The 21,370-nt window shown below is 63.4% G+C and carries 19 protein-coding genes; 11 read left to right on the top strand and 8 right to left on the bottom strand.

Annotated features, from left to right (window positions below):
- Positions 1–65: 65 nt before the first annotated feature.
- Positions 66–467 carry a MarR family winged helix-turn-helix transcriptional regulator gene (locus tag ABMA46_RS12465; protein ID WP_349000134.1) on the bottom strand — a complete coding sequence of 134 codons (402 nt, stop codon included), beginning with the start codon at positions 465–467 and terminating at the stop codon, positions 66–68.
- A gap of 216 nt (positions 468–683) precedes the next feature.
- Between ABMA46_RS12465 and ABMA46_RS12470 the strand changes: the two genes are divergently transcribed.
- A complete protein-coding gene (locus ABMA46_RS12470; protein WP_348999759.1) occupies positions 684–1,610 on the top strand; it encodes an alpha/beta hydrolase in 927 nt (308 codons plus the stop codon).
- A gap of 12 nt (positions 1,611–1,622) precedes the next feature.
- Here the strand turns inward: ABMA46_RS12470 and ABMA46_RS12475 are convergent, their stop codons facing one another.
- Positions 1,623–2,015 (bottom strand): rhodanese-like domain-containing protein, encoded by a 393-nt coding sequence (locus ABMA46_RS12475; RefSeq protein ID WP_348999761.1) that lies wholly within the window; start codon positions 2,013–2,015, stop codon positions 1,623–1,625.
- A 215-nt stretch (positions 2,016–2,230) separates the two neighbouring features.
- Here ABMA46_RS12475 and phoA point away from each other — a divergent pair, with 215 nt between their 5' ends.
- From phoA to ABMA46_RS12505, 6 genes are all read left to right on the top strand, one after another.
- Positions 2,231–3,664: an alkaline phosphatase gene (gene phoA / locus ABMA46_RS12480; protein ID WP_349000135.1), complete on the top strand. Its 1,434-nt coding sequence runs from the start codon at positions 2,231–2,233 to the stop codon at positions 3,662–3,664.
- A gap of 199 nt (positions 3,665–3,863) precedes the next feature.
- On the top strand, positions 3,864–5,291 hold the full coding sequence (locus ABMA46_RS12485; RefSeq protein ID WP_425475741.1) for a DegQ family serine endoprotease: 1,428 nt from the start codon (positions 3,864–3,866) through the stop codon (positions 5,289–5,291).
- 77 nt (positions 5,292–5,368) lie between these two features.
- A complete protein-coding gene (locus ABMA46_RS12490; protein ID WP_348999763.1) occupies positions 5,369–6,682 on the top strand; it encodes a replication-associated recombination protein A in 1,314 nt (437 codons plus the stop codon).
- A gap of 112 nt (positions 6,683–6,794) precedes the next feature.
- The gene (locus ABMA46_RS12495) at positions 6,795–7,781 is read left to right on the top strand and encodes an RluA family pseudouridine synthase (protein WP_348999764.1); all 987 of its coding nucleotides are present in this window, start codon (positions 6,795–6,797) and stop codon (positions 7,779–7,781) included.
- Between the two features lie 59 nt (positions 7,782–7,840).
- Positions 7,841–8,698, top strand: a complete 858-nt coding sequence (locus ABMA46_RS12500; RefSeq protein WP_349000137.1) for a DMT family transporter — start codon at positions 7,841–7,843, stop codon at positions 8,696–8,698.
- Complete coding sequence (locus ABMA46_RS12505; RefSeq protein ID WP_348999765.1) at positions 8,698–9,501, top strand: ATP12 family chaperone protein; 804 nt, start codon at positions 8,698–8,700, stop codon at positions 9,499–9,501. Before ABMA46_RS12500 ends, ABMA46_RS12505 begins: the two co-directional genes overlap by 1 nt.
- A gap of 70 nt (positions 9,502–9,571) precedes the next feature.
- On the opposite strand, the gene ABMA46_RS12510 is transcribed toward ABMA46_RS12505, so the two are convergent.
- A complete protein-coding gene (locus tag ABMA46_RS12510) occupies positions 9,572–9,766 on the bottom strand; it encodes a DUF2735 domain-containing protein (RefSeq protein WP_348999767.1) in 195 nt (64 codons plus the stop codon).
- 316 nt (positions 9,767–10,082) lie between these two features.
- Here ABMA46_RS12510 and ABMA46_RS12515 point away from each other — a divergent pair, with 316 nt between their 5' ends.
- Positions 10,083–11,123 carry a glutamine synthetase beta-grasp domain-containing protein gene (locus ABMA46_RS12515; RefSeq protein WP_348999769.1) on the top strand — a complete coding sequence of 347 codons (1,041 nt, stop codon included), beginning with the start codon at positions 10,083–10,085 and terminating at the stop codon, positions 11,121–11,123.
- A 69-nt stretch (positions 11,124–11,192) separates the two neighbouring features.
- Here ABMA46_RS12515 and ABMA46_RS12520 read toward each other — a convergent pair whose 3' ends face one another.
- Entirely contained in the window at positions 11,193–13,184 is a 1,992-nt protein-coding gene (locus ABMA46_RS12520) for a putative bifunctional diguanylate cyclase/phosphodiesterase (protein WP_348999770.1), read from the bottom strand.
- 285 nt (positions 13,185–13,469) lie between these two features.
- Between ABMA46_RS12520 and ABMA46_RS12525 the strand changes: the two genes are divergently transcribed.
- On the top strand, positions 13,470–14,516 hold the full coding sequence (locus tag ABMA46_RS12525; protein WP_348999772.1) for a class I SAM-dependent methyltransferase: 1,047 nt from the start codon (positions 13,470–13,472) through the stop codon (positions 14,514–14,516).
- A gap of 216 nt (positions 14,517–14,732) precedes the next feature.
- Here the strand turns inward: ABMA46_RS12525 and ABMA46_RS12530 are convergent, their stop codons facing one another.
- Positions 14,733–15,620 (bottom strand): LysR family transcriptional regulator, encoded by an 888-nt coding sequence (locus tag ABMA46_RS12530; protein WP_348999773.1) that lies wholly within the window; start codon positions 15,618–15,620, stop codon positions 14,733–14,735.
- Positions 15,621–15,742: 122 nt separating this feature from the next.
- Between ABMA46_RS12530 and bla the strand changes: the two genes are divergently transcribed.
- Positions 15,743–16,591: a subclass B3 metallo-beta-lactamase gene (gene bla, locus ABMA46_RS12535; RefSeq protein WP_348999774.1), complete on the top strand. Its 849-nt coding sequence runs from the start codon at positions 15,743–15,745 to the stop codon at positions 16,589–16,591.
- 85 nt (positions 16,592–16,676) lie between these two features.
- Here the strand turns inward: bla and glnA are convergent, their stop codons facing one another.
- Positions 16,677–18,086, bottom strand: a complete 1,410-nt coding sequence (gene glnA / locus ABMA46_RS12540; protein WP_348999775.1) for a type I glutamate--ammonia ligase — start codon at positions 18,084–18,086, stop codon at positions 16,677–16,679.
- A gap of 46 nt (positions 18,087–18,132) precedes the next feature.
- Entirely contained in the window at positions 18,133–18,471 is a 339-nt protein-coding gene (locus ABMA46_RS12545) for a P-II family nitrogen regulator (protein ID WP_348999776.1), read from the bottom strand.
- Between the two features lie 342 nt (positions 18,472–18,813).
- On the opposite strand from ABMA46_RS12545, the gene ABMA46_RS12550 reads away from it, so the two are divergent.
- A complete protein-coding gene (locus ABMA46_RS12550; RefSeq protein ID WP_348999777.1) occupies positions 18,814–20,334 on the top strand; it encodes an NAD(P)H-hydrate dehydratase in 1,521 nt (506 codons plus the stop codon).
- Positions 20,335–20,339: 5 nt separating this feature from the next.
- Here the strand turns inward: ABMA46_RS12550 and ABMA46_RS12555 are convergent, their stop codons facing one another.
- A complete protein-coding gene (locus ABMA46_RS12555; RefSeq protein WP_348999778.1) occupies positions 20,340–21,221 on the bottom strand; it encodes a DMT family transporter in 882 nt (293 codons plus the stop codon).
- Between the last annotated feature and the right edge of the window lie 149 nt (positions 21,222–21,370).

The raw sequence follows: 21,370 nt of genomic DNA on the forward strand, positions 1-21,370 counted from the left end.
CGGCTTCTGCGCCGGGATCGTCGCGGGAAATGAAGGAACTGGCTTTGCGCCGCGATCGAAGGTGTTCAGCCGTCCTTCAGCACATCGGCGATGCGCCGCATCTGTTCGCCGATCAGGTCGCATTCCTGCGGCGTCGACTGGCTCATCGCCAGTTCGATCAGTGCCGTATGAACCCGCAGCGCCTTTGTCAGCAGGGTTTCGCCGGCGTCGGTCAGCGACAGGCGCAGGATGCGCTTGTCCTTCTCGTCGCCCTCGCGCCGCAACAGGCCGCGCGTCTCCAACTGCGGCAGCAGCATGGTGACGCTGGAGCGCCCGACCAGCAGCTTGCGGGCCAGGTCGTGCTGCGACATGCCGGGATGGCGGTGCAGGTTCATGAGCACGTCGAGTTGGGCCGGCTTCAGGTCGAGCGGCGCCAGCCTGGCGGCCAGCGTCCGTTCAAGCACATGGCAGGCGCGCGCCACCGCCACCCAGTTGCGGAAGCGCGGATTGTCCCAGGGCGGCTCGGATAGGGGCGGTTCGGCTGGCGGCGGCTCGGATGGAGACGGCTCCGCCGGCGGCGTCTTCGCCTGATTCGATCCGACCCGCAGCGGTTCGGTGCGGGCTTGGCCCTCGACCTGGTCTTGTAGTTTGTTCATGCTTGAACTACTATGTTCATGTTTGAACGAATTCGACGGATCCTCACTATGGCATCGTTCGGCCTCAAGGTCATCCGCGGCCTGTTCGGTCTCGGGGAAAGGCTCGCGCCGGGCGTTAGCGGGCGCATCGCCTTCGAACTGTTCTGCCGGACGCCGGACGCCAATCGCCCCACCGACGGCGAGCGGCGTGCGATAGAACGGGCGCGTGATTTCATGGCTGAAGCGCGCCATCATCGGCTCAAGACGCAAACGGGATGCGTTGCCGTACACGAATTCCGGCCGGAACCGGGCAGGGCGCGTGCCGGCACGGTTCTGGTCGTGCATGGCTGGCGCTCCCGTACGGAGTTCATGCGGGTATTGATCGAGGGCTTCCGCGAGGCCGGCTACAGGGTCGTGTCGCTCGACCTACCCGGCCACGGTCAGTCCACCGGCCGGCGGTTGCATCTTGTGCGTGCCGTGGAGGCGGTGCGGCTGACCGCCGACTGGTTCGGCCCGTTTGCCGCGGTCGTGGGACATTCCTTCGGCGGCGCGGTCGCTGCCAACGCGATCGCAGGATCGGTAAGGGCGACTGCGCCGGTTGCGGCCGACAGGCTCGTGCTCATCGCCGCACCCAGTTCGCTACAAATGGTTTTCGACGGCTTCAGCCGCGCGCTGAATGTCGGTCCGAGGTCCAGCCGGGAGATGGCGCGCAAGGTCGAGCGCATCGCGGGGCGGCCGCTCGGCGACTTCGTCGGCAGCCGCCAATTGCGGGAAGCGAAGGTCGCAACCCTGGTGATCCATGCCCGCGACGACAAGGAGGTGCCGACCGATCATGCCGAGGATTACGCCTCAGCCGGCGACCATGTGCATCTGCACTGGGCCGACGGATTGGGTCATCGCCGTATCCTGACCGATCGAGCTGTTGCCCGGCGCGCCGTCGCTTTCGTATCGGATGTTGCGTCGCCCTCGGCCGGGCTGCTTCGAGCCGCAGGCTGAAGGCGCCGGGCTCTATTTGGGATCGACGGGCTCCACCGGAAGGCCCGCCGCCTTCCAGGCGCCGAAGCCGCCGGTGATGTGCTTGACGGGCATGAGTCCCATGTCCTGTGCCGTCTTGGTCGCCAGCGCGGACCGCCAGCCACCGGCGCAGAAGAACACGAAGGTCTTGCCCGAGGCGAAATAGGATTTGTGATAGGGGCTTTCGGGATCGATCCAGAATTCCAGCATCCCCCGCGTGCAATGCCGTGCGCCGGGCATGTTGCCTTCGCGCTCGATCTCGCGCGGATCGCGCAGGTCCACGAAAATCGTGGCGTCGTCGCCGAGCAGTTCCGCGGCCTCAAGCGGCGAAAGTGCCTCGATTTCCGCGTTGGCTTCGTCCAGCAGCGCCCGGTAGCCTTTTTTCATGATCTCTCCTCGCTTCGGGGTGCAGTCTACACAGCGTCGGGAAGGGCGTCATCGACCTCTTTCGTCTGTCGAGTGTCGCGCGCTGTGAATCGTCACTCCTCCGTAATCCTGCCGTCATCCAGCCGTCATCGGCCTGGGTGAGAAGCGGTCATGTCCATTTTACATCTTTTCGAAACAGGCGAAGGACAATGATCATGACCATTCAATCGCGACACATGCTGATGGCGACCGTTGCTGCGGCCACCCTTATTGCCTGCGGTCCCGTCCTCGCGCAGGACGCCACGGCGGACGCCTATCTCAAGCGCGCCGCACAGGGCGATCTCAGCGCGCCCGGCGGCGCCCGCCGCCTCGCCGGCGACGCGACGGCTGCTTTCCAGGCTCAGCTTACCGACGGCCCGGTGAAGAACGTGATCCTGTTCATCGGCGACGGCATGGGGGATTCCGAGATCACCGTCGCGCGCAACTACGCCGAGGGCGCGGGCGGCTCCTTCAAGGGTATCGACGCCCTGCCGGTAACCGGCCAGTACACCCACTATTCGCTCGACAAGGAAACGGGCAAGCCTGACTACGTCACCGATTCGGCGGCGTCCGGAACAGCTTGGGCGACCGGCGTGAAGAGTTATAACGGCGCCATCGGCGTCGACGTCCACGGCAAGCCTCACAGCACGCTGATCGAGCTCGCCAAGGCCGCCGGTCTCGCCACGGGCGATGTCTCGACCGCCGAATTGCAGGATGCGACGCCCGCCGTGCTGCTTGCCCATGTGGCGCAGCGCAAGTGCTATGGTCCGGAAGCGACGACAGAGAAGTGCCCCGCTGATGCGCTGGAGAAGGGCGGACTCGGCTCAATCACCGAACAGCTTCTCAACACGCGTCCCGACGTGACGCTGGGCGGCGGCGCCAAGACCTTCGGGGAAGTGGCTAAGGCCGGCGACTGGAAGGACAAGACGTTGATGGACCAGGCCACGGAGCGCGGCTTCGTCGTCGTCAAGACGTTGGACGAGATGAACGCGGTGGGCGAGGCCAATGACGGCAAGCCGCTGCTCGGCCTTTTCGCCGAAGGCAACATGCCGGTGCGCTGGAAGGGGCCGAAAGCCGTCCACCACGGCAATATCGACCAGGCAGCCGTTACCTGCGAGCCCAACGCTGAACGGACGGCTTCCGTGCCGACGCTCGCCGACATGACCAAGAAGGCGATCGATCTCCTGAAGGGCAACGAGAAGGGCTTCTTCCTGCAGGTGGAAGGCGCTTCGATCGACAAGCAGGACCATGCCGCCAATCCCTGCGGCCAGATCGGCGAGACTGTCGATCTTGACGAGGCCGTGCAGGTAGGCCTCGAATTCGCCAAGGCCAACGGCAACACGCTGGTGATCGTCACCGCCGACCATGCCCATTCGAGCCAGATCATCCCGAATGAGACTAAGGCGCCGGGGCTGACGCAGGCCCTCAACACCAAGGACGGTTCGGTGATGACGGTCAGCTACGGCAATTCGGAAGAGGACGACCAGGAGCATACCGGCGCGCAACTGCGCGTCGCCGCCTTCGGCCCGCGCGCGGCGAATTTCGCCGGCCTGACCGACCAGACGGATATGTTCTACACGATCCGCGATGCACTCAATCTCGGACCCGACCAGCGCGCCGACGCACAGTAAGATACGCTTTCACGGAAGAAGGCCCCGGCCGCTGCGGCGCCGGGGCTTTTCTTTTGAAGGACGAAAAAGCGGCCGTCAGCCTTTCATTTTGCACAATCGTCGCGACAATGGCCGAAAATTCTGCGGAAGGATTCGCCATATGCGCGCCCGGGGGCTGCCACTTCTTCTGATTTCGACGATTCTGCTGGCTTTCGCGGCGATGACCGCCGGTCGTGCGGTGGCCGAGGAGAAAAAAGACGATCCCGGCCTCAGCGACGTGCTGACCGATCTTCTGCACGGTGTCGAAGGCGAGAACGCCACATCCGGTTCCGACCGGCGCGTGCCGTTCGGGCGCGAGGAGATCCAGCTTTCCTACGCACCTCTGGTGAAACAGACGGCGCCGGCTGTGGTCAACGTCTATGCCTCGCAGACGGCCCGCGTGATCTCGCCCTTCGACGGCGACCCGTTCTTCGAGCAGTTTTTCGGCCGCTCGCAGCCGCGCGCGCAGTCCTCGCTGGGTTCCGGCGTGCTGGTCGATCCGTCCGGTATCGTCGTCACCAATTTCCACGTCATCAAGGATGCCGACGAGGTGAAGGTCGCGACCTCGGACGGGCGGGAGTTCACGTCGAAGATCCTGCTCAAGGACGAGACGCTCGATCTGGCGGTGCTGAAGATCTCCTCCGACAAGCCGTTCCCGACCATCCCGATCGGCGATTCGGACGCGCTGGAGGTCGGCGATCTGGTGCTCGCGATAGGCAATCCGTTCGGTGTCGGCCAGACGACCACCAGCGGTATCGTCTCGGCGTTGGCGCGCAGCCATATCGGCATCTCGGATTCCGGCTATTTCATCCAGACGGACGCCGCCATCAACCCCGGCAATTCCGGCGGCGCGCTGATCAACATGGCCGGGCAGCTCATCGGCATCAACACGGCGATCTTCAGCCGCAGCGGCGGTTCGATCGGCATCGGCTTCGCCATTCCTTCCAACATGGTGCATGCCTTCGCGGATGCGGCGAAGTCCGGGTCCGACTTCTTCGAGCGGCCCTATATCGGCGCCGAGTTCGAGGCGGTCACGCCGCAGATCGCGGAATCGCTCGGGATGGATGCGCCGACGGGCGCGCTGGTCTCCTCCGTCGCGCCCGGCGGCCCCGCCGACAACGCCGGCCTCAAACCGGGCGACGTGGTGCTGAGCCTCAACGGCACGGCGGTCGAAAGCATCGAGGCGCTCGACTATCGCATGGCGACGCTGTCGATCGGTTCGACCGCGACGTTCGGTACGCTGAGCAAGGGCCAGCAGCAGACAGTCGACATCGCCCTCGAGCGTCCGCCAGAAGGCGCAACGACATCGCAGGTGTTGCTGCGCGGGCGCAGTCCCTTCGCCGGCGCGAAGGTCGCCGAGCTTTCGCCGCGGCTGGCGCAGCGGCTCGGCATGCGCACCGACGCCAGGGGCGTGGCCGTGGTGGATGTCAGCCGCGATTCACCCGCCGCCGATTTCGGCTTCCAGCCGGGCGACGTCGTGCGCGAGGTCAACGGGACGACGATCGACAGCGCCGAGAAACTGGCCCAGGTCTCGTTGCAGAACACGCGTTGGTGGCGCTTTACGGTCGTGCGCAACGGGCAGACCATGCGTCAGGTGCTGCGGTATTGAGCTTGAGCGATCGGCAGTCGGAAAATCCATTGGCAACTGCCTACTGCCAACCGCCGATTAGCTTATATACTTCACGTATGGCCGACCTCTTCAACATCGACGACAAGCCGAAGCCGGCGCCGCCCGGCCAGCCGCTCGCGGACCGGCTGCGGCCGAGGACGCTTGCCGAAGTGGTCGGACAGGAACACCTGACCGGTCCGGACGGAGCGCTCACGCGCCTCATCCAGTCCGGCTCGCTCGGCTCCATGATCTTCTGGGGGCCACCCGGCACCGGCAAGACAACGGTGGCGCGGCTGCTGGCCGGCGAGACCAGCCTCGCCTTCGAGCAGATATCGGCGATCTTCTCCGGAGTGGCTGACCTCAAGAAGGTTTTCGAGGCGGCACGGCTGCGGCGCGCGAACGGCCGCCAGACGCTGCTGTTCGTCGACGAGATCCATCGCTTCAACCGCGCGCAGCAGGATTCCTTCCTGCCGGTGATGGAAGACGGGACGGTCGTGCTGGTCGGCGCGACCACCGAAAATCCTTCGTTTGAATTGAACGCCGCGTTGCTGTCGCGGGCGCGGGTACTCGTGTTCCAGTCTCTCGGCGAGGAAAGCATAGAAAAGCTCCTGGAGCGTGCCGAGGCATTGCAGGGTAGTGCGCTGCCGCTCGACGGGGAGGCGAGGGTGGTTCTCAAGCGCATGGCTGACGGCGATGGACGCGCCTCGCTGACGCTGGCCGAGGAGGTGTGGCGCGCCGCCAAGCCCGGCGAGGTGTTCGACGCGGAAGGCCTGCAACGTATCGTCCAGCGCCGCGTGCCGATCTACGACAAGGGCCAGGACGGCCACTACAATCTGATCTCGGCGCTGCACAAATCGGTGCGCGGTTCCGATCCGGACGCGGCGCTCTACTACCTGTCGCGTATGTTCGACGCCGGCGAAGACCCGCTCTATCTCGGCCGCCGCCTCGTGCGCATGGCCGTCGAGGACATCGGCCTGGCCGATCCGCAGGCGTTGGTCGTCGCCAACGCGGCCAAGGACGCCTATGATTTCCTCGGCTCGCCGGAGGGCGAACTCGCCTTCGCGCAGGCCTGCGTCTATCTGGCCACCGCGCCGAAATCCAACGCCGTCTACACGGCCTTCAAGAGCGCCCGGCGGGCCGCGAAGGAAAACGGCTCGCTGCTGCCGCCCAAGCACATCCTCAACGCGCCGACCAAGCTGATGAAGGAAGAGGACTACGGCGCCGGCTATCGCTACGACCATGACGAGCCGGATGCCTTTTCCGGTCAGGATTACTTTCCGGAGAAGATGGGCCGCCAGACGTTCTACGATCCGCCGGACCGGGGCTTCGAACGGGATATCCGCAAGCGGCTGGACTACTGGGCCAAGCTGCGCCGCGAACGGGGCGGATAAGCCGGCCGCCGCGTATCAGTGTGCGGCCTGTCGGGCGTTTGCACTGCTGGGTTCATGGAAATCTTCATCCTGATCACTGGACGCCGCGCGAAATGGGCGTCATTAGCCAGTCATGGCAGGTGTTGAACAGATAAAGGTGGAAGCCGGCGAGGCGGGGATGCGGCTCGATCGCTGGTTCAAGAGCCACTATCCGGGGCTGGGCTTCGGCCATTTGCAGAAACTCCTGCGCTCCGGACAGGTGCGCGTCGACGGCGGCCGCGCCAAGACGGACACGCGCATCGAGCCGGGGCAGGTGATCCGCATTCCGCCGCTCGAGGTCGACAAGAAGGGCGATGCGAACCTGACCGGCCATTCCATCCGCAACCAGGGCGATGCGGATGTGCTGGCCAAGATGCTGCTGCATGAAGACGATAGGGTATTTGTCTTCAACAAGCCTGCGGGGCTGGCCGTGCAGGGCGGCTCGGGCGTCACCCGCAATGTCGACGACATGCTGGAAGCCTGGCGCAACAAGAAGGGCGAAAAGCCGCGCCTCGTCCACCGGCTCGACCGCGACACTTCCGGCGTGCTGGTGGTGGCGCGAACGCGGCTGGCGGCGATGAAGCTGTCGGAAGCGTTTCGCGCGCGGGAGACGAAGAAGACCTACTGGGCGCTGGTCAAGGGCGTGCCCGGCAAGCGCGAGGACAAGATCTCGACCTGGCTCGCCAAGGAGCAGACGCCGGACGGCGACCGTATGCGCGTGGTCAGGCATGGCGAGAAAGGGGCCGACCACGCCGTCTCCTATTATCGCGTTGTCGAACAGGCCGCGCAGTCGCTGGCATGGCTGGAAATGGAGCCCTATACCGGCCGCACCCACCAGCTCCGCGTCCATGCCGCCTATATCGGTCACCCGATCATCGGCGATCCGAAATATTTCGAGGCCGACACCAACTGGGATTTTCCCGGAGGGATGCAGAACCGCCTCCATCTCCATGCCCGGCGCATCGTCATTCCGCATCCCGCGCAAGGGTTGCTGGACGTGACGGCGCCGATGCCGCCGCATATGCGCCAGAGCTGGAACCTGCTCGGCTTCGAGGAAGACAGCGCGAGGGATACGGAGTGACCAACGCCGCCGTTCCTCTCGTGCGGCGCGATACGGTGGACGCGACGGCCGCGGGCCTGATGGTCCTGCTGACTTTCTCCTGGGGGCTGAACTACGTCGCCGCCAAGATTTCCTATGCGGGTTTCGATCCGGTCTTCCTGTCGGTGATCCGCTCGGTCATCGGCGGCTTCTTCGTATGGCTGTGGTGCCGCTGGCGCGGGATAAGGCTGTTCTCGCGCGACGGCACCCTTGGCGCGGGCGTTGCCGTCGGCATCCTGTTCGGGCTGGAGTTCCTGTGCCTCTACGTAGGGCTGGAGCACACGACCGTCGCGCGCAATACGCTGCTCGTCAATGCCATGCCGTTCTGGATGCTGATCGGCGCCCATTTCCTGCTCGGCGAGGCGATCAGCTCCCGCAAGTTCCTCGGGCTGGTTCTGGCGTTCGGCGGGTTGGTCCTCGTATTTTCCGATGGCCTGGGCGTCGCAAGGAAGGGCATGCTGGCGGGCGACCTGCTGAGCCTGGCCGCAGGCATCCTCTGGGCTTCGACGAACATCGTCATCAAGCGCTCGCGGCTGACGGAGGTCGCTGCCGAGAAACTGCTTCTCTATCAGCTCGCCGGTTCGGCCGTGGTTGGCCTTCTGGTGATGCCGTTCGCCGGGCCGCCCGTGCGCGAACTGGCGGTAGCGCCGACATTGGCGCTGCTTTTCCAAGCGGTCTACGTCGTCGCCTTCACCTATGTGCTGTGGTTCTGGATGCTCGGCCGCTACCCGGCCTCCGGGTTGTCGAGCTTCGCCTTCCTGACCCCGGTATTCGGCGTCCTGTGCGGCGGCCTGCTGCTTGGCGAGCCCGTTTCGCCGGCCGCATATGCGGCGCTGGTGTTGATTGTCGCGGGGCTGATCATTGTCAACCGGCCTGTAAAACGCCAGATAGTTCCCTGATGCGTGACCTCCTGAACGACCTCGAAGCCGGCAAGATGCTTTCCGACCCCGATCCAGTGCGCCGGGCGCAGGCGCTTGCCAGGACACCCTTGCCGAAGCGGTTCTACAAAGCGGTATCGGTCGAGCCGTTGGACGACGGATTTGCCGTGAAGCTCGACGGCCGGCCGGTGCGAACACCCGGCAAGGCGCTGCTGACGCTGCCCGCAGAGGCAGCGGCCCGGCTTGTTGCTGCCGAGTTCGACGCGCAGACCGAGACGATCGACCCTGTGAAAATGCCGGTGCTGCGGCTGGTCAACACCGCCATCGACGGCGTCTCGGCCGATCCGCAGGCGGTGCTGGAAGACATAGTGCGCTTCGCCTCGTCGGACCTGCTCTGCTACCGGGCGGACGGGCCGCAAGGGCTGGTCGAGCGCCAGAACGACCGCTGGGACCCGGTGCTCGACTGGGCGCGCTCGGCGCTCGGCGCCCGTTTCAATCTGGCCGAAGGTGTCATCCATGTCGAACAGCCGCGCGAGACCATCGCCGTGCTGGGCGCGCATCTGGCGCAACGCGCTGACCCCTTCAGGCTGGCAGCGCTACATGTGATGACCACGCTGACCGGGTCCGCCCTGCTGGCGCTCGGCGTCGAGGCCGGGGCGCTTGCGCCGCAAGAAGGGTGGTCCGCCGCCCATGTCGATGAGGACTGGCAGATCGAGCACTGGGGCCAGGACGCAGAGGCGGTCGCGCGTCGCACCCAACGCGAACGCGACTTCATGGCCTGCGTGACCTTATTGGGAGCGCTGAAAGACAGCGGTCGGCATTAAACGTCGGATATAAGCTGCAGGACCTTGCCGGGTCAGAACGTTCTGGCTTTCACAATTCGATTGCGGCCGATCAATTCCGAGGTTTGTTGGCCTCTTCCTCGATCGCGGCCTGATGATACCACCCGTCGATATCGACGTGCCGACCCTTCAAGGCGGCGAGCTCTGCTGCGAATTTCGCCTTGTTGCCTAAATTCAAGGCAGTGCGCCGCGCTGCCGTAGGGAAAGTCAGGATCGTAGCGGTTCGGCCCCTGAGATTGGTCTGCATTGCCAGCCTCCCTTTCCTTCGGACGGGCACAAGTGCAAATGGCTCCCAAAAATATAGGTCATGCGATTCATTTGAGCAATATGATTATGAAAAGAACAAATATTGCCTAAAATATAGGCAATGTTGCCGGGTTGCCCTCGATGAATACAGGCATCCGCAACAATTCGGGTTACGACACGTTGGCGGTCGATCTGTCGGTTTCCGTGTTTGGCACGCTGCTTGCTTTTCCTTTGCCGGAATGTCGATCCCGCAGGAGACTACGGGATCGAATGCAGAGAGAACCTTGCCGGTTCCGCAACATCGCAAGAGGCGTCAAATGACCAAATACAAGCTCGAGTATATCTGGCTCGACGGCTACACCCCGGCTCCGAACCTGCGCGGCAAGACGCAGGTCAAGGAGTTCGCCGAATTCCCGACACTCGACCAACTCCCGCTGTGGGGTTTCGACGGCTCCTCGACCCGGCAGGCCGAGGGACATTCGTCGGATTGTGTGCTGAAGCCCGTCGCGGTCTATCCTGACCCGGCCCGCACCAACGGCGTTCTGGTCATGTGCGAAGTCATGATGCCCGATGGCGTCACGCCGCACGCCTCCAACAAGCGCGCCGCCATCCTCGACGATCCTGACGCCTGGTTCGGCTTCGAGCAGGAGTATTTCTTCTACAGGGACGGCCGTCCACTGGGCTTCCCGGAGCATGGCTGGCCCGAACCGCAGGGTGGCTACTACACCGGCGTCGGCTACAAGAACGTCGGCGACGTCGCCCGCCAGATCGTCGAGGAGCATCTCGACCAGTGCCTCGCGGCCGGCATCAACCATGAAGGCATTAATGCCGAGGTGGCCAAGGGCCAGTGGGAGTTCCAGATTTTCGGCAAGGGCTCGAAGACCGCCGCCGACCAGATCTGGATGGCTCGCTACCTGCTGCTGCGCCTGACGGAAAAATACGGCGTCGACATCGAATTCCATTGCAAGCCGCTTGGCGACACCGATTGGAACGGTTCGGGCATGCACTGCAACTTCTCAACGAGATACATGCGCGAAGTGGGCGGTAAGGCCTATTTCGAGGCGCTCATGGCCGCCTTCGAGAAGAACCTCATGGATCACATCGCCGTTTACGGCCCCGACAACGACAAGCGCCTGACCGGCAAGCACGAGACGGCGCCGTGGAACAGGTTCTCCTACGGCGTCGCCGACCGCGGCGCCTCGATCCGCGTGCCGCATTCCTTCGTCAACAACGACTATAAGGGCTATCTGGAAGATCGCCGCCCCAACAGCCAGGGCGACCCCTACCAGATCGCTTCGCAAGTCCTGAAGACGATCGCGGAAGTTCCGACGGAAGGGGCGAAGAAGGCGGCAGCCTAAGTTTCGTCCTTCTCAAGCTGCATTGGGAAACCCGGCGGGAAACCGCCGGGTTTTGTCGTTCTGTGGATCTCAGTACCGCCCGCTGGCGCGCCTTTGCTGGATAGACCGGAAATGCCGGAAGCTTTCCGCTCCCGTCGGTCGGCCCACATAGTAGCCTTGCGCCCGGTCGATGCCGAAGCGCCTTGTCAGCGTCATCTGGTCCTCGCTTTCGACGCCTTCAATAAGGATTCTCGGGCCGCGGTTCCTGATCAGGCCGATGATGTCGCGCAGCATGGCCTCACCGCGCGGCGTGACGGAATCATGCAGGAAGGACCGGTCGATCTTGACCGTGTCGAAGTCGATCAGCCTGAGCCATGACAAACCGGCGAAGCCGGTGCCGAAATCGTCGAGCCAGATTTCGATGCCAAGAAGCTTCAGGTCGCCGATGCAGCGCAGCACATCGGCGTGCATCTCCATGTCGAGGCCTTCTGTTATCTCGAAAGCAAGGCGGTTGCCGGACACCCCGGTATCGCCCAGTATGGCGGCGACCGAAGCCGCGAATCCCGGTGCTTTGAGCTGGATGGGCGAAACGTTGACGCTGACGACCGGCGCGAGATCGTTGGCCAGTATTTCCAGGCACGCCGTCCTGATCGCCCAGCGCCCCAGGTCGACGATCGTGCCGTTTCGCTCGGCAAGGGGTATGAATAGGCTTGGTGGGACGGAAATGCCGTCTGGCATGTTGAGCCGCATCAGCGCTTCCAGTCCGCAGGTCCGCCTCGTCGCGACGTCCTGGATGGGCTGGTAGACGAGGCTGACCAGGTTCTTTTCGATCGCCGTCCCGAGCAGTCCGGCGATGTTCTCGCTTTCGTCATTGCTCTGCGGGTCGCCGGGGTCGAACAGTTTCGCGCAATTGCGTCCGCTGGCCTTGGCAAGATAGAGGGCGCGGTCGGCCTCGTGGATGATCTTCTCGAGCTTGCCTCCTCCGAGATGGCGGGTGAACGTGGCACCGACGGAAACGGTGACGGTGCGAAAGCCGTCGAGGCGCTGTTCGTGCCTGATGTTGAGATCTTCGACAACGCCGCGAATGTCTTCCGCCAGCGCCTTCAGTTCGTCCTCTCCGGAAAGCGGCGCCAGCGCGATGAATTCCTCTCCGCCGTAGCGCCCGATCGTGACGTCAGTGGCGTCGAAGGTCCGTCGTAGCGCCTCGGCGACGAATACCAGGCAACTGTCGCCCTCCTGGTGGCCGTAACAGTCGTTGAACCGCTTGAAGAAATCCACGTCGATCAGCATCACGCCGAAGGTCCGGCCGTGCTTTTGCCAGTCGTGCCAGAGATCGCGCAGCCGCTCGTCGACGGCCCGCCGGTTGTCCAGCCCCGTCAGCGGATCGGTCCTCGACAGCCTCAGCAAGGCCATGCCGCGCTCCGTCGCTTCCTTGTGCTGTCTTTTCGCCTCGACGGCGTTGAGAAAGACGTTGTAGCGCTCTTTGTTCAGCCGCCAATTCACGTAGGACGTGAAGATAAAGCAGGAAACATAGAATAGCCCGAAGGAAAGCTGGTACGTGCGATTGCCGGGCAGCGCATGGAAAAGCACGGCGATGGATGCCAGAAGCATGATGCCCGAAACGCTGACGGAGAACAGGAACCTGAAACTGAAGAACAGGTTGGCGCTCATCATGAAGATCGCGCCGAAGACCAGATAGTAGGAGATGGTTTCCGTGTAATGCGTATTGATGGCCGTGAAGAGCCATCCGCCATAGGCAAGCACCAGGGCGATCGCGCAGGTGACGTCCATGCGGTCGGCCGACGCGCCGGTGCGAAACTGCCACTCGACCGCGACCAGGGTTCCAAGCCCTACCAGGAAGCGTGCCGCGACGGTCAGATGGGCCACATCCGGAATCAGGATGATGTCTGTCAGTGAGAAAAGCAGATAGACCAGGACCGCAGCCCACAGCCCCCGGCGCGTTGCAATGCGCCGGCCCGGCCCGCCGTCACGGTGATAGAGCATCTGTAGATGCGTTGGCGACAGGTGCTGTGCCCAGCCCTCCGTGTCGCTATCAATCAGGCCGATTGTCGTTTCGGTCATGCGCTTTCCGTTGAAATGCGATGACACCTTGCCGGCGAACGGGATCGATAGTCAGACAAACCCTTATTGCCCCCGATCCCACTACGCGCCGAAGCCGTTAAGTTTCAGCCGATTTTCGCGCCGGGAGCAAAAGCTTCCGTTAAGCCGGCGCGTATTCCATTGGCAGGGTTAGCGAAGTCTAAACAAGATCGGTCAAATGATGCTCAGGCGCGCCGAAGCTTGTGTTCCACCTTCGCGTAGGCGACGCTATGGTTAACGGATTATTAACAGGGGTGTCGCAATTTTATGGAAAAGCCACGCATTCAGTTCGATCGGGAAAGCCTCATCACGCCCGAAGACATGGCAGCAAATATGGCGCTTGCGTCGATATCCGCGACGCAGGACGAGGCCACGCAAGCGGCGATGGCTGAACTGGGCCTGATCCTGCACAGCGCTGAACAGCGGTTCGAAGGCGACGGCACGCCCGAGCGGACCATGCGATGGACCGTCGAGGCGCTGCACAAGCTTCGGCGCAAGAGCGCGCCGTCGGTATGGCAGGCGCTGACGCCCGTCGCGCAATCGCATCCGGTGGCGCGCTATTTTCATCAGGACCCCTTCACCCGGTGGTCTTTCGAAAAGCCGCGCGGTTATTCCGGCGATGCCAGGCTTCTCGACTTCATCTATCAGCACGACACCATCAGGGAGGACGTGAATGAAGCCTCGCCGATCGGCAAGGCCCTCTACGCCTACAGCAAATATTATCCGTCCTGCATCGCCGTCAGGGAGCGGCGCGATCTTCTCGCGCAGCGGGTGGATAAGATCGCCGAGGCGAGGGAAGGCGGAACGGAGGTTCTGGCTATCGCGGCCGGCCATCTTCGTGAGGCCGAACGGTCCCAGGCGCTGGCGCAGGGGCGCATAAAGCGGTGGGTCGCGCTTGATCAGGATCCGCTGAGCGTCGGAGCCGTCGCGCGCGATTATGCGGGGACGGTGGTCGAGGCTCAAGACGGATCCGTGCGCGGCCTGCTGACCGACGCCTACAAGCTGGGCTCGTTCGATTTCGTCTATTCCGCGGGGCTCTACGACTATCTGACGGACGCCGTCGCCATCAGGCTCAACAAGCGCTGCATGCGTATGCTCAAGCCGGGCGGTACGTTGCTGTTCGCGAACTTCTCGCCCGAACTCACCGACGACGGCTACATGGAAACATTCATGAACTGGACGCTGCTTCTGCGCGGCGAAGACGACATGTGGAACATCATCAACCGAAGCGTCGACCGCAATACGGTCGAGGCCGACGTCTTCTTCGGCGAAAACCGCAATATCGTCTATGGCGTGATCCGCAAGCTCGATTGAGCGGAGCTTTTCCGGGCGAAACGGACAGATAAGCAAAAACCCCGGCGCCGGCGCCGGGGTTTTTGTTTTTCAACGGGCAAGGCGGCCTCAGACCAAGTAATACATATCGAATTCGACCGGATACGGCGTCAGCTCGAAGCACACGACCTCGGCCATCCTGAGTTCGACGCAGCAATAACCCCGGTCGTCGTCGAAGACGCCGCCGGCCATTTGACGTCACGATCGCCGGTGCTCCGCCGTCTCCCGAAACAGCCAGTCGGCAAAAGCCTGCATGGCGCCGCTAGGGCGCTTGGTTTGCAGCCGGGTCAGCCAGTAGCTGCCGGTCAGGATCGAGACCGGGAATGGCTGGACGATTTCGCCGGTGGTGAGCAACCGCTGGAACATCAGCGGCGGCGCAAGTGCTACGCCAGTCCCCTGCAAGGCCGCTTCCATCATGGCAAGCGAGGAATCGAACATTATCCCACGCAATGGGGCAGGAGGACGTTTCAGCCCCGCGGCGGCAAACCAGGTCGGCCATTCGTCGCTGCGATAGGATCGCAGCAGCGCGTGACGGAAGACGTCATCGGGTGACGACAGTCCTGCTGCAAGTTCGGCCGTACATAAGGCCGACAACGGCGCGGCGAACAGTTCGGTGCTGTCGAGTCCGTGCCAGGCTCCGGTACCGAAGCGGATGGCGTAATCGAGGCCTTCGGCGGCGATATCGACCCGGTTGTTGTTCGTCGAGAGCCTGAGATCGACATAGGGCGCCTCGTTGCGGAATCCCTCCAGCCGCGGCAGCAGCCAGCCGACGGCGAAGGTCCCGACCGCGCCGATGGTGAGAACCTCGCGCAGATGGCCGCCTTCGAAACGCTCTAGCGCGTCGCCGATACGGTCGAAAGACTCGCGGACGACAGGAAGTAATGAAAGTCCTTCTTCGGTGACCATCAGGCCGCGCGGCAGCCGGCGAAACAGCGTGATTTGCAACGTTTTTTCAAGCTGCTTGACCTGATGACTCACGGCCGCCTGCGTGACGCAAAGTTCGATCGCGGCACGGGTGAAGCTGAGGTGCCTGGCGGCCGCCTCGAAGGCCCGCAATGCGTTGAGCGGAAGGCGCGGACGTTCCATGGAAACCCAAGATTTTCTAATGGGTGCGGCGAGATATCATCATTTGTCGTCTCTGTATATGGCGAATAAGTGTCGATTCCGGGTTTTGCGGCGGGGCGGTGATGTACAGGAAGATCATGGACATGAAAAAAATTCTGAGCCTGCTGGCTTTGCTGACCGCGGTCGCTTGCGTGTCTGCCGCCATGGCGCAACCAGCCGCCTGGAGCCAGCCGACCAAGCCGTTCAGGATCGTCGACAACATCTACTATGTCGGCACGAAGGGTCTGGCGTCCTACCTCATCGTATCAGATGGCAAGGCGATCCTGCTCGACGGGACGCTGGCCGGGAATGCCGGTTTGATCGAGAAGAACATTCGGGCTCTTGGCTTCCGGCTTTCGGACGTCAGGATCATCCTGAATAGCCACGCGCATTACGACCACGCTGCCGGCATCGCCAAGCTGAAGCAGGACAGCGGCGCGGAGGTCATGGCCATGGAGCAGGACAAATCCGCGCTGGAGCACGGCAGGCAGGAAGGCGACACCACCTATGGGGGCGCCCGCTTCCCGGCGGTCAAAGTGGATCGCACGTTGCATGACGGTTCTGTCGTAACGCTTGGCGATGTGCAGATGATCGCGATGTTGACGCCCGGCCATACCAAGGGCTGTACCACCTGGAGGATGACGGCAACGGACAAAGGCGTGCCCCGTCAGGTCGTGTTTCCGTGCAGCATCACCGTGGCGGGCAACATCCTGGTTGGCAACAAGAGCTATCCGGGCATCGTCGGGGATTTCCGCAATAGTTTCGATCGGCTGGGAGCGATGAGGGCCGACATCGTTCTGCCGGCCCATCCCGAATTCGCCGATGTCTTCATGCGCAAGGCCCGGCGCGACGCCGGCGACGAGGGCGCGTTCATCGACAAGGATCTGCTGCACCGGATGGTCGAAAAGGCGCGTATCGCCTTCGACAAGGAACTCGCGGCCGCGCAGAAATAGCGGGAAGCACTGTCTCACGACAAAAACCCCGGCATTTCTGCCGGGGTTTTTGCATTCCATGAGGAAAACGGCGTAACGGCTCGCTTTACACCGAATAGTACATGTCGAATTCGACCGGATGCGGCGTCATCTCGAAGCGCATGACCTCGGCCATCTTCAGTTCGATGTAGGAATCGATCTGGTCGTCATCGAAGACGCCGCCGGCCTTGAGGAAGGCGCGATCCTTGTCCAGGCTCATCAGCGCCTCGCGCAGCGAACCGCACACGGTCGGGATCTTCTTCAATTCCTTCGGCGGCAGGTCGTAGAGGTCCTTGTCCATCGGCTGGCCGGGATGGATCTTGTTCTTGATGCCGTCGAGGCCGGCCATCAAAAGGGCCGCGAAGGCCAGGTAGGGGTTCGCGCCCGGATCGGGGAAGCGCACTTCCAGCCGCTTGGACTTCGGCGATGAGCCGAACGGAATGCGACAGGACGCCGAACGGTTGCGCGCCGAATAGGCGAGCAGCACCGGAGCTTCGTAGCCCGGCACCAGCCGCTTGTAGGAATTGGTCAGCGGGTTGGTGAAGGCGTTGATCGCCTTGGCGTGCTTGATGACGCCGCCGATGAAATAGAGGCAGCTTTCCGACAGGCCGGCATATTCATTGCCCGCGAAAGTCGGCTTGCCGCCCTTCCAGATCGACATATGGACGTGCATGCCCGAGCCGTTGTCGCCGAAGACGGGCTTCGGCATGAAGGTGGCCGTCTTGCCGTAGGCATTGGCGACCTGGTGCACGACATATTTGAAGACCTGCGTCTTGTCGGCGTTGCGCACCAGCGTGTCGAACTTGACGCCCAGTTCGTGCTGGGCCGAGGCGACCTCGTGATGGTGTTTTTCCACCACCACGCCCATCTCGGACAGCACGGTCAGCATCTCGGAGCGCATGTCTTGCAGCGCGTCGATCGGTGGCACGGGGAAATAGCCGCCCTTGACGCGGGGACGATGGCCGAGATTGCCGGTCTCGTAATCGGTGTCGTCGTTCGACGGCAGCTCGGTCGAATCCAGCTTGAAGCCGGTATTGAACGGGTCGGCCTTATACTTCACGTCGTCGAACACGAAGAATTCGGGCTCCGGGCCGATATAGACAGTATCGCCGATGCCTTCGGCTTTCAGGTAAGCCTCCGCCTTCTTGGCGGTGCCGCGCGGATCGCGGTTGTAGGCCTCGCCCGAGATCGGATCGAGGATGTCGCACACGATGACCATCGTGGATTGCGCGAAGAACGGGTCCATATGGGCGGTTTCGGTGTCCGGCATCAGCACCATGTCGGACTCGTTGATCGCCTTCCAGCCGGCGATCGAGGAGCCGTCGAACATGACGCCGTCGGCGAACATGTCCTCGTCGACGGCCACGACATCCATCGTCACATGCTGCAATTTGCCCCGCGGGTCGGTGAAGCGCAGATCGACGAATTTCACGTCGTTGTCCTTGATCTGCTTCATGATGTCGGATGCTGTGGTCATGGGCTGTTTCCCTGTGTGGGTTCGACTTGTTGTGTTGGATGAGACGTCAGATCGCGTCGAGGCCGGTCTCGCCGGTGCGGATGCGGACGACTTCCTCGATGTTGGAGACGAAGATCTTGCCGTCGCCGATGCGTCCGGTCTGCGCCGCCTTGCGGATCGCTTCGATGGCGCTTTCGACCGCCTCGTCGCCGAGTACGACTTCGATCTTCACCTTGGGCAGGAAATCCACGACGTATTCGGCCCCGCGATAAAGCTCGGTGTGGCCCTTCTGCCGTCCGAACCCCTTCGCTTCGGTCACGGTGATGCCTTGCAGGCCGGCATCCTGCAGAGCCTCCTTCACCTCGTCCAGCTTGAACGGTTTGATGATCGCTTCGATCTTCTTCATGAAAACTCGGCCTCCGATGCGGGAAGTTGGTTCTGGCCCGCTTGCTCCTCCGTCTAGCAGGAAACATGCCAATCCCGCCTGCGGACCCGAAAGCGCGGGAAAACGTCGATATGCTGATCGAACAGGCAAAAATCCCCGATTTCGATCACTTGGCATGGATCGTCACGTCCGAAAACGCGTCATGAGTGAATTGAGGAGGCCTATTTCTTAGGCATCATGCCCATTTTATCGGCAGAATGGCGCTGGCCTTCTAATTTTCTGCATCTCGTGAAAATCCATCGGCGCATGTTTGCGCGCAGATGGAAACTGGTCAATCCTGCGGCAGCAACAGGACGTGACCACGTGAACATCGACCTTTTGACCCCGGCCGAGATGGCCCAAGCCGACCGTCGCGCTATAGAAGCCGGGCCGCTGGACGGCATCGGTCTCATGCGCAACGCCGGGCAAGCGGTCGCGGCGATCGTTCTGTCCCGCTTCGCGGGCGCGCGGCGCGTCCATGTGCTTTGCGGTTCCGGCAACAATGGCGGGGACGGCTATGTCGTCGCCACGATTTTGGCAGAAAGCGGAGTTGCCGTTTCGCTGTGGGCGTCGGGAGCGCCGCGCGGCGGCGGCGATGCGGCGCTGGCCGCCGCCGAGTGCCCGTTGCCAGCCCATCCATTGGCGGACTTCGCGGCGGAGCGGGGCGACGCCGTGGTCGATGCGCTCTACGGGGCCGGCTTGTCGAAGCCACTCGCCGGAGCCGATGCCGCCGCGGTCGTCAAGGCCGCGGCGCTGCGGCTGCTTGTCGTCGCCATAGATCTTCCGTCCGGCGTGTCGGGGACCGGCGGGGCGGTGCTTGGCAGGGCGTTCCGCGCCGACGTGACGGTGACGTTCGTGCGCAGGAAGCCAGGCCATCTTCTGCTGCCCGGCCGCGAATTGTGCGGCGAGGTGATTGTCGCGGACATCGGAATTGGCGACAGCGTCATCGCGTCGCTCGGCATACGGACCTTTGCCAACGAACCGGCGCTGTGGCGGGACCGATTGCCGAGGCCCGCCGTGGATGCCCATAAATACAAACGCGGCCATGTCGGCGTCTTCTCGGGCGGACCGCATGCGACCGGGGCGGCACGGCTGTCGGCCCTCGGCGCGGCACGCTGCGGGGCAGGGGCCGTGACGGTGCTTTCTCCGGGCAGCGCCATGCAGGTCAACGCGGCGCATCTGACCGCCATTATGCTGCGCCGGGTCGATGACATTGCCGACCTTGCCGGCTTCCTCGACGACCGCCGCCCGTCGGCCTTCGTGCTCGGACCGGGATTCGGCGTCGGAGAGAAGGCCCGGGAATTCGCGCTGGCGGTGCTCCGTGCCGGCAAGTCGGAACATGACGGCGACAAGTCTGCGCCTCACGGCCTCGTTTGCGACGCCGACGCCATCACGTCCTTTCGCGGCGATCCCGAAGACATTTTCGCCGCGGCAGCGGAGAGCGCCACGGCCCTGGTCCTTACGCCGCATGAAGGCGAGTTCGCGCGTCTGTTCCCCGATCTTTCGGCGGACGCGTCGCTTTCCAAGCTGGACAAAGCGCGGCAGGCGGCCGCCCGGTCGAGCGCCGTGGTCGTCTACAAGGGGCCGGATACGGTGATCGCAGCGCCGGACGGTCGCGCGGCAATCAACTCCAACGGGGCATCCTGGCTGGCGACGGCCGGTTCGGGCGACGTGCTAGCCGGCATCGTGGCAGGGTTTCTGGCGCAGGCCATGCCGGCGTTCGAGGCGGCGTGCGCCGCAGTCTGGATCCACGCCGAAGCGGGAAGCCGCTTCGGTCCGGGTCTCGTCGCGGAGGACCTGCCGCAGGCGCTGCCGCCGATCCTGCGCGAATTGCTTGGGCCGTAGACGGCTCAGGCGGCGGCGATTTCCTCAGGCTTCGGGGCCTTTCGCTTGAGGTTCAGCATGTTGCCGGCGAGGATCAGCGCGGCGCCGACGGCGACGTAGATGTCGATTTGTTCGCTGTAGAGCAGCCAGCCGATCAGCGCGGAAAGCGGCACCCGCAAAAAGTCCATCGGCGCGATCAGGGTCGCCTCCGCATAGACAAGCGCTCGCGCCAGGCACAGATGCGACGACATGCCGGTGAAGGCGATCACGACGATCCACGGCCACAGGTCGAGCGGCGGATTGCGCCATTCGTAGAGCGCCGGGACGAGGCCGAGCGCCGACTGGACGATCAGCATCCAGAAGATGATGCGGATCGTGCTTTCCGTGCGGGTCAGCGACTTGACCATGACCATGGAGATGCCGAAGCACACGGCTGCGCCCAGCACCATCAAATGGCCGGGATTGACCGAGCCGGCGCTCGGCCTGACGATGACGATCACGCCGATCAGCCCGAGCACGATGGAGGCGATGCGTGCCCTGGTCATCCGCTCGCCGAGGAAGGATACCGCGAGGATCGCCGTCCAGATGGGCGTGGTGAACTCGACCGAGATCAGCTCCGCCAGCGGAATGAGCGTCAGCGCGTAGAGCCACGCGCCTTGCCCGACATAGTGGACGACGTTGCGCGCCACATGCAGCTTCATCCGGCTGGACCGCATTGCGGTGAAGCCGCCGCTGGCCATCACGACCGGAAGGATGATGAACCAGCCGATGACGGACCGCAGTTCCAGGACCTGGAACACGTTGAGCACGCTCGTCGTCTCGCGTCCCGCCACCGACATGGTAAGGAACGACGCGATCGACAGCGCCATCCAGAAGGCGGCCTTGAGGAGCGAGGGTTGCGCGGTCATGGGAGGCTATCTGGCAGAGGTTGCGCCCGCCAACAATCGCTAGGATCATTCTTTGGGTGGGCCAGCCGTTGTTCACGAAGAGAGGGAAGAGACGTCACAAAAGGAACCGTGTTCGGTGCATAACGCTCACTATCGCCGGGAGATTGGAT

The organism is Mesorhizobium hunchu (assembly GCF_040081975.1).
Lineage (GTDB): Bacteria > Pseudomonadota > Alphaproteobacteria > Rhizobiales > Rhizobiaceae > Mesorhizobium > Mesorhizobium hunchu.